Consider the following 8,089-nt stretch of genomic DNA (forward strand, 5'->3'; position numbering starts at 1 on the left):
CTCTGGAGAAGCTTTGGGCATTCCGGCACGCCGGAGCTCGCAGCACACCACGCGCAGGCCCCGAGGAACGCGTCGAAGCCGTCGATCCCGACGGAGGCGACCGGCATCTCGGCCGCCGACGGCGCCCTGCAGGCCGAGGCGCAGGCCCGGCTCGATTCGGCCGAGCGCGGTCAGGAACTGCGGGTGTTCGGCTATCGGCTCGCCCTCACGCTGCCTCTCCTGATCCTCGCCGGGTGGCTTCTGTTGAAGCGCCGGCGCACGCGCAACTGGCCGTTCGTCTGGGGATTCGCCTTCGCCGCGGCCTTCGCGTTCTTCGTCGAGCTGGTGCCCTACCTGCCGAGCTACGGCGGCTACGTGCAGTACGGCGTCGGCGCGGTCCTGACGCTCGTGGGCGGCCGCGCCGCGATCAACGCGCTTCACGCCTACCGCGAGCGGCAAGCCCTGGTGGAAGCGCGGCCGGATGCCGAGCGCCGCACCGAGATCGCCACCGACGAAGCGCTCGCGCGCCTCGCCCGGAAAGTCTGTCCCGGCTGCGAGCGCGGGATCGCCCTCGACGATCCCGCCACGAACTTCTGCCCGCATTGCGGGCTTGGGGTGTTCGAGCGTTGCTCGGCGTGTTCCCAGCGCAAGAGCACGTTCGAGCGGTTCTGCCGCGGATGCGGCGAGCGCCGGATGGTCACCGCGGCCGTGACCGGGTAGCTGACGCGCAGAGAACGCCGCATGTCGACCGCTTCACACACAGGGTACCCGATGAGTCGCCCGCGCCGCGTCGGTCTGCCTTGGTACGGCCCCGAGCACTACGACGCGCTCCGTCACGGCCTCGTCGACGGCGCCAAGCTGTTGGCGTCGTACGAGGCGTGGCGCATGTCCGCCGAGCAGGTCGAGCGTGAGGTGCAGCGCAGCGGCGTCGACGTCGTTCGCGTACCGATCGAGCTGGGCGCGTTCATCGACTGGTGCATGCGCACGGGGTCGGCGAGCGACGGCGCGGCACGCGCCCGGTACGCGGCCGAGCGCCTCGAAGAAACCGCCGCAGGGGGCTAGCGGGTCGTCCCTCGGGACGATCTGGTCGGTCCGGGGGCCTTGGGCCGCCGGAGCCTCACGTATGATGCGGATCGGCGTTCCGGTTTTCGCCTCGGTTCTTCCGTTCCGCCTTCAATTCCCGCTCGGCCAGAACCCAGAATCGCATCTCCTGGCCTTCCGGGCGGTGATTGCGGTCCCAGAGGTCGTAGGCCCGCTGCCGGATCTGCTCGATCGGGATCGGTGCGTCGTCGTCGTCCATGCGTTCACTGATCTTCGTTGGGCCTGATCTGCATCCCTGCGCGATCGGAGGATCGCGCCGCGGCGTCTCGGACTTGCGGTGGCGCCGGGTCCGGCTCGAACCGAGCGATGAAGCGTAGCTGATCCCATAGATCGATACCGTGACCATCCACCAGGGCCTGCACCTGCGCCTTGGCGTCGTCGTCGCCCGCCGCGGCGATCACGGCCTGCAGGACCATCCGGCCGTCCGCGCCGAACATCATCGCCCGGTAACACGGCACGCCCTCCGGTTCTGCCGACGGCGGCCCGCTCATCGGCCGGGCCCCGGTCCCGTGATCGATGGGCGCGCCCGGGCGATCGGGGCGCGTCCGCCGTCGAGGCGCCGACCCGCGCCATCCGCACGAACGTCGTTGTCGGGACCCGCCATGGGATTTGCCGCGCTGGAAACGGCGGGAGCACGAGCGTCTCGCAGGCGCTGACGGCCGGGATTCTGGTCAGCGATGGTCTAGAACTGCACCTTCGGAGGGGATTCGCACTAACATAGGATAGCTTGTGGATCGGTGCGGTGCGTTCCCCCAAGAGCGGTGCCGATCTTCTGGCGGCTTTCCTCTCCGTGCCCACGTCGAGGCCGAGATGCCCTAACGCTGCGGCTAGTTCGACGCCCTGCCGCGCCACCGTGGCGCGGGCTCGACGGCGGGCGGTGCGAGCGGCGGCACGCCGCACGCTTGAGCTGTGAATAGCCGCCTTTCGGATGGGACCGGTCCGGACCGAACCGCGTTGCCGGAGTCCCAAGGGTTGCGGACGGAGTGCGGAATGGCCGAGCGTCGACGGAAGGTGGCAGAGCCGGCACCTGCGCAGCTGGACGACGCCCCCCTCGTTCCGATTGGGGCGCTCGCGGTTTCGCTCCTGGACATTGCTGCGCAGGCCGGATCGAGCCGGTCGAACGCGTCGAAGCCGGTCGTGCACGTCGCGCGCGACGCGCGTCGTCTCGACGACCTCGCCCGCGTCCTGCGCGCGCTCGCTCCGAACGCCGAGATCCTCGTCTACCCCGAATGGGACTGCCTGCCGTTCGACCACGCGTCGCCGTCCCGGGCGACGATGGGAGCGCGCGCCGCGGTGCTCCGCCGGCTGAGCGGTAAGGGAGCGCCGCCGGACTTCGTCATGACCACGGGGCCGGCGCTCGCCCAGCGCGTCCCGCCACGAGCGACCTGGGACGACGCGCACGTGCCCCTCGCGATCGGCGACCGGATCGATCCGGAGCGGATCACCGCCGCCCTGGTCCGTCTCGGCTACGTCGTGGACGAGCGCGTCGACGAGCCGGGTGAGGTCGCCGTGCGCGGCCGCACCATCGAGGTGTTCCCGGCCGACGCGGCCAGGCCGTCCCGCATCGAGCATGCGGACGGCCGCGTCACGGCGATCCGGGTCTACGATCCGATCACCCAGCGATCGGTCGGAGACGTCGACCGCCTCGTGATCGATCCGGCCACCGAGATCGTCCTCGCCGCGGGTTCGGAAGAGCGGCTGCGCCCCTTCACCGGCCAGGAGCACGCCCTCGCCCGATTCTACCCACGCCTGGTGACGCCCCTCGACTATCTTCCCAATGCCGGCCTCGTGGTCGAGGAGGGAGCGTCCGCGCGGATGGCCGCCTTCTTCGAACAGATCGACGAGGCGCGCGCGATGAAGCGCGCCGGGCGGAACGGCCGGAGCGACGTGGGGCGCGGAGACGACTTGTATCTGTCGCTCTCGGATTGGACGAAGGCGGTCGAGGCGCGGACGCTCTCCGCGGCGACCCGGGACGCGGCCAAGGACATCGCCCTGCCGAGCCTGGCGGGGGCCACGCGTCCGACGGCTGCCTTCGCCAAGGTTCTCCGCGCGGAGTTGAAGGCCGGGCGGCGGATCGTCCTGGCCGGCCCGACGCTTCCGCTGCGCCGGCTCGTGCGCGAAGCATCCGCGGTGGCCGACCGCGCGGTTCGCCTGATCGACGGTTGGGCGGAGGTGGCCTCGGCCAAACCGGGGGAGGTCCTCGCCCTGCAGGCGCCCCTCGGGGCGGGTTTCCACGCCGACGGCGCCACCGTGATCGCGGCGGCCGACCTCTACGGCCCGGACGCCGCGCCGGTCGGTCCCGCAGGCCACGTCCTGCCGCTGTGCGAGGTCGATCTGCGCCCCGGCGACGTCGCGGTCGACCGCGACCGCGGCCTGTGCGTCTTCGAGGGCTTGGAGCAGGTCGCTGCGGTCGGCGACAGGCCGGCGACGGAAGCCCTGCGCCTGCGGTTCGCCGACGACGCCGTCCTGATGGTGCCCGTCGCCCAGGCCGACCGGATCTGGCGCTACGGCTCCGAGCCGAGCGCCGTCACCCTGGACAAGCTCGACGGTGGCACGTGGGCCCGCCGCCGCCTAGAGGCCGAGGCGACGATGGCGCGGACCGCCCGCCATATGCTGGAGACGGCCCGCGAACGTCGCGAGGCGGGCGTCCCGGCGATCCGGCCTCCGGCTCGGGAGATGGAGCGCTTCGCGGCCGGTTTCGGCTTTCCGCCGACGCACGACCAGGCCGCGGCCTTCGAGGCCGTGTCGACGGATCTCGCTTCCGGAGTGCCGATGGACCGGCTCGTCTGCGGCGACGTCGGCTTCGGCAAGACCGAGGTGGCCCTGCGCGCGCTGGCGGCAGCGGTGTTCGCCGGGCGGCAGGCGGTGCTCATCGCGCCGACCACGGTGCTCGCGCGCCAGCACGCCGAGACGCTGCGCCGACGCTTCGGCCGCTTCGGCATCGCGGTGGCGCAACTCTCCCGCCTGGTATCCCCGGCCGAGGCCAGGCGCGTGAAGGCGGGCCTCGCCGACGGCACGGTGCGGCTGGCCGTCGGAACCCACGCCCTGGCCGGGCGCGGCGTCGCCTGCGCCGATCTCGCCCTCACGGTGATCGACGAGGAACAGCGCTTCGGCGTGAAGACCAAGGCGGACCTGCGTCGTCTCGCCGGCGGCGGCCACGTGCTAACGCTCACCGCGACGCCGATCCCGCGTACGCTCCAATCCGCCCTCGTCGGCCTTCAGAGCCTCAGCATCCTGGCGACGCCGCCGGCGCTGCGTCAGCCGGTCCGCACGATCGTCGCCGCGTTCAATCCCGATACCCTGCAGGACGCGCTCGTTCGCGAGCACCGGCGCGGCGGGCAGAGCTTCGTGGTCTGTCCTCGCGTCGAGGATATTGGGCCGATGGCCGAGCGCCTGCGCGCCCTCGTTCCCGACCTCGAGGTCGTCGTCGCGCATGGCGGCCTGAAACCGTCGGAGATGGACGAGGCGATGGTGCGCTTCGCCGACGGCGACGGGGACGTGCTCCTCGCCACCGCGATCATCGAGAGCGGGCTCGACGTGCCGCGCGCCAACACGATGCTGGTCTGGGAGGCGGCCAAGTTCGGGCTGGCGCAGCTCCACCAGCTGCGCGGCCGGGTCGGGCGCGGCCAGCGCCGCGGCGTCGTCCACTTGCTCTTTGATCCCGATGCCCCCCCGAGCCCGGCCGCCGAGCAGCGCATGCGGGCGCTGGAGGCGATGGACCGTCTCGGCGCAGGCTTCGCGATCAGCGCCCGCGACCTCGACCTGCGCGGCGCGGGCGATCTCGTGGGCGAGGATCAGGCCGGCCACGCCAAGCTCGTCGGCCTCGGTCTCTACCGGCATCTTCTCGAGCTCGCGCTCCGCCTCGCCAAGGGCGAGGAGGCCGAGGATTGGTGCCCCGAGATCGAGATCGGGCTTCCCGGCGGCATCCCGGGCGACTACGTGCCCGAGCCCGAGATCAGGCTTAGCCTCTACACCCGCCTGCTGCGCCTCCGGGACATCGAAGCGATCGAGGCGCTTTCGAGCGAGGTCGAGGATCGCTTCGGCGCTCCGCCGGAACCCGTCTCGGCGCTGTTCGCCCTCGGGCGCCTGCGTGCGGCCTGCCGTGCGTTCGGCGTCGCCCGGTTGAGCGGTGGCCCGCAGGGTATCGCAGCCGACCTCAGGCCCGGCATCAAGGCCGGGCCGATGCCGGCCGAGGACGACCTCGTCGTCCGAGAGGGACGCGTCGTCCTGCGCCGCTCCGTCACCGAGCCGACGGAACGCGCCGCCCTGGCCATGGACCTCCTCGACCGGCTGCGGGCGGCCCAGAAGCGAAACGGCCAGCGTTGACATCGCCGGGCTGCATCGGATCGCGGGACGCCGACTTCCTCTCGCGGGTCGATGACGTTCGCCACCGGCTCCGGCGCGATCGGTGCTACCGTGCCGGCGTTCGCGGACTCTCGCCGTCGGAAGCCACTCCCCTAAGGATCGATTCGATGCGTCACCCCCTGGCCTCGGCCGCACTCCTCGTCCTCCTCGGCACGGCCGCGCAGGCGCAGGGTCTGCAACAGGGGGCAAGGGAGGGCTCGCGGCGCGGCGAGGAGATGGCCGGCCCACTCGGAGCCGTCGTCGGCGGCGCGATCGGTGCGGCCGTCGGCACCGCCAACGGCATCCTCGGGATCGACCGCCGCGAACGCTTCCGGATCTACGCCCACGCCGAGCGACGGCCGTCGTTCGCTTACGGCGGCCCGGTTCGGGTCGGGACCGTGCTGCCGGAGGATGGCATCGTCTACTACGACGTTCCTCGCGAGTTCGAGCTCGTGGGCTTCAACTACACCATCGTCAACGACCATCCGGTGCTGGTCGAGCCGGGAACCCGTCGCATCGTCGAGGTGATCGATTGAAAACCGCTCCGCGATCGGGGCGAATCCCGGGGATGGCGCGCCACGACGGATCGCGTGATGCGACGATCGCGGGCGCTGTTCCCGCGCAGAATCAGATGAGAGCCATGCAGGTGGCCGAGCGGCCGATCGATCTCAGGCCGCGTGGTGCAGCGCGTCGACGACCTGGGCTGCCTTATAGGGTTTCGGCACGAACAGGCCGTGGTCCGGCACCTCCGTGTCGGCGAGCCGGTGCCGCCCCGAGGTCAGGACAAGCCGGATGTCCGGCCAAGCCGCGGACACGCGTCCGGCCAGTGTGACGCCGCACATCGTCCCCGGCATGTCGACGTCGGTGAAGATCGCCGCGATATCCGAGCGCTCGTGCAGGATGAACCAGGCCTCGTCCGCTTGACGAGCCTCGATCACCGCGAAGCCGGCATCCTCCAGCATCTCGACGGCGTACATGCGCACGAGGTCGTCGTCCTCGACGACGAGAACGAAGGAGTGGTCGAGGTCGCGCTTCACCGGCATGGTTGTCCAACAGAAGTCGACGTCTTTGGTTGCCGGCTTCGCTCGCATTGGCCGCATGGTCGCGTGAAGGCAGAAGCAGCTTCGCGCATCATGAATATCGTCGCTGCACTTGGAATTCGAAGCCTGCTTTCGGCATCACCAATCGGAAAAGCTCAATCCCTGTGGTTCGTCGATCTCACCCAACAGGGAAAGGGCGATGCACCGGCTGCGATACCGATGACGGCCGATGTCCTAGAATTCGCTAGCGGTCGAGCAAGCGGCACGCGAAGCCCGCCGACCGACCCGAAGGCTGGTACCCGCCACATGAGAGCGGCAACGGTCGGTGATGCGAAACACCGGCGGCTGCGTCGGGCGACCGGATCACGCCGTTTCGGCGGGTGCACCTCATCTACAAAGGCTCCGGCATCACGTTCGTATGTTCCCGGTCGCGAGGTCCTTGGCCGACCGAAAATCTTCCCCGACCAAGCGTATCCAGCACCGTCCGTCCTGCCGAGCCGATCGTCGGTCGAGACGGGCTCGGCACCAAGCGCGCCGACACACATCCCATCGGTCAGCGCAGCAACAGGAGTGCGCCGCCGATCACCACGGGGATGGCGACGATCGCGCTGTAGAACACCGGCATGACCCAGGATCGTTCGCCGTGCACATCGGCCGCCGCCCGAACCTGCTCGGATGCCGCCTCGGTCTCGCGGGCCAGCTTGATCCGCTGCGGGGTCGGGGGCGTATCCCCGGCCTCGTCGCAGGTTCCGAGCGGTGCCGCCCCGACATCGCCATGGCTCGCCTTGTCGCCCGTCCGGCCGCTGTCGATGTCGGCCTTCAGCTGCGCCGAGGTCGGATTCTCGCTGTCCGGCGCCTCGCCGAAATCGAGGTTGCCCGGGGCGGGTGGCGTTTCGGAACGAAGGGTCATTGCGGGTTTTCCCAAGCTGGACGTCGGCACCGGGAACGCCCGGATCCGAGTGCGGTTCAGTTGGCGTTTCGCTTCGCGGGCTGCGGGTAGGCCGGATTTCCGGCCGGCACGGCGCCGGTGTTCGCGGACGACGTGCCGCCGTCCTTGCCGGTCGTCGATCCCGTGACCTCCGCCCGCGAGGCCGCCTGGCTCTGGCTGGCATAATCGGGCGGCGCGCTGGCTCCCTGCCACACCATGAGGCCGACCAGGGCCGCGATCATCAGCCCGACGCTGGCCACCAGCACGTAGAGTGCGGGCTTGCCGCGCTTGCCCTGTCGACCGGACTGCCCGGAGAGTTGTTCTGCCACCGTGAAACCTCGCTCGTCCGATCTTGCCGGACATCGAGCAAGTAACTTGCGGCTCGCGCGATAGGTCCGCCCCTGTGGCGCTATCGACCGTCGATCCGGCACGACGGGCAAACCTCGCGCCGGGTCTCTGCAACATTCGCCGCGACGGTTCGGATCGACGTCATCGTGGCGCGGCCCTTTGGCAGCTCTCGGTTCCATGGATGTTTCCGGCCCTACTTCGAGTGATCTCGAAGAGGAAATCATCGTGTCCCAATCCGATCTCGATCCGGCCCGCGTGCTGATCGCCTTCTATTCCCGCTCCGGTTCGGTCGAAGCGCTGGCCCTGGCCGCAGCCGACGCGGCGCGTGCGGCCGGCGCCGAGGTGCGGC

General features: G+C 70.5%; 9 protein-coding genes. 4 read left to right on the forward strand and 5 right to left on the reverse strand.

What is annotated here, in order from left to right; all coding sequences use genetic code 11:
* Both FV223_RS14440 and FV223_RS14445 read left to right on the forward strand, forming a co-directional pair.
* The coding region (locus FV223_RS14440; RefSeq protein WP_246689686.1) for a zinc ribbon domain-containing protein at positions 1–699 on the forward strand (699 nt) is incomplete at its 5' end.
* Between the two features lie 51 nt (positions 700–750).
* Positions 751–1,041: a hypothetical protein gene (locus FV223_RS14445; protein ID WP_147727695.1), complete on the forward strand. Its 291-nt coding sequence runs from the start codon at positions 751–753 to the stop codon at positions 1,039–1,041.
* A 55-nt stretch (positions 1,042–1,096) separates the two neighbouring features.
* On the opposite strand, the gene FV223_RS14450 is transcribed toward FV223_RS14445, so the two are convergent.
* Entirely contained in the window at positions 1,097–1,279 is a 183-nt protein-coding gene (locus FV223_RS14450) for a DUF2934 domain-containing protein (protein WP_147727696.1), read from the reverse strand.
* Positions 1,280–1,283: 4 nt separating this feature from the next.
* Entirely contained in the window at positions 1,284–1,571 is a 288-nt protein-coding gene (locus FV223_RS14455) for a hypothetical protein (protein WP_147727697.1), read from the reverse strand.
* A gap of 499 nt (positions 1,572–2,070) precedes the next feature.
* Between FV223_RS14455 and FV223_RS14460 the strand changes: the two genes are divergently transcribed.
* Together FV223_RS14460 and FV223_RS14465 are read left to right on the forward strand one after the other, a co-directional pair.
* Entirely contained in the window at positions 2,071–5,406 is a 3,336-nt protein-coding gene (locus tag FV223_RS14460) for a helicase-related protein (RefSeq protein WP_147727698.1), read from the forward strand.
* Positions 5,407–5,552: 146 nt separating this feature from the next.
* The gene (locus FV223_RS14465) at positions 5,553–5,960 is read left to right on the forward strand and encodes a DUF1236 domain-containing protein (protein ID WP_147727699.1); all 408 of its coding nucleotides are present in this window, start codon (positions 5,553–5,555) and stop codon (positions 5,958–5,960) included.
* A gap of 132 nt (positions 5,961–6,092) precedes the next feature.
* On the opposite strand, the gene FV223_RS14470 is transcribed toward FV223_RS14465, so the two are convergent.
* The 3 genes from FV223_RS14470 to FV223_RS14480 all read right to left on the reverse strand — a co-directional run bounded on the left by FV223_RS14470 (position 6,093) and on the right by FV223_RS14480 (position 7,721).
* A complete protein-coding gene (locus tag FV223_RS14470; RefSeq protein WP_147727700.1) occupies positions 6,093–6,467 on the reverse strand; it encodes a response regulator in 375 nt (124 codons plus the stop codon).
* A 550-nt stretch (positions 6,468–7,017) separates the two neighbouring features.
* Positions 7,018–7,374, reverse strand: a complete 357-nt coding sequence (locus tag FV223_RS14475) for a hypothetical protein (RefSeq protein ID WP_147727701.1) — start codon at positions 7,372–7,374, stop codon at positions 7,018–7,020.
* A 56-nt stretch (positions 7,375–7,430) separates the two neighbouring features.
* Positions 7,431–7,721 (reverse strand): hypothetical protein, encoded by a 291-nt coding sequence (locus tag FV223_RS14480; protein ID WP_147727702.1) that lies wholly within the window; start codon positions 7,719–7,721, stop codon positions 7,431–7,433.
* Between the last annotated feature and the right edge of the window lie 368 nt (positions 7,722–8,089).

The sequence above is a fragment of the Methylobacterium sp. WL116 genome (genome assembly GCF_008039455.1).
GTDB lineage: Bacteria > Pseudomonadota > Alphaproteobacteria > Rhizobiales > Beijerinckiaceae > Methylobacterium.

Bases quoted from the DNA above. Each gene is read 5' to 3' on its own strand.
- FV223_RS14470 (WP_147727700.1), bottom strand. From the start codon at position 6,467: ATGCCGGTGAAGCGCGACCTCGACCACTCCTTCGTTCTCGTCGTCGAG.
- FV223_RS14475 (WP_147727701.1), bottom strand. From the start codon at position 7,374: ATGACCCTTCGTTCCGAAACGCCACCCGCCCCGGGCAACCTCGATTTC.
- FV223_RS14465 (WP_147727699.1), top strand. From the start codon at position 5,553: ATGCGTCACCCCCTGGCCTCGGCCGCACTCCTCGTCCTCCTCGGCACG.
- FV223_RS14445 (WP_147727695.1), top strand. From the start codon at position 751: ATGAGTCGCCCGCGCCGCGTCGGTCTGCCTTGGTACGGCCCCGAGCAC.
- FV223_RS14450 (WP_147727696.1), bottom strand. From the start codon at position 1,279: ATGGACGACGACGACGCACCGATCCCGATCGAGCAGATCCGGCAGCGG.
- FV223_RS14455 (WP_147727697.1), bottom strand. From the start codon at position 1,571: ATGAGCGGGCCGCCGTCGGCAGAACCGGAGGGCGTGCCGTGTTACCGG.
- FV223_RS14460 (WP_147727698.1), top strand. From the start codon at position 2,071: ATGGCCGAGCGTCGACGGAAGGTGGCAGAGCCGGCACCTGCGCAGCTG.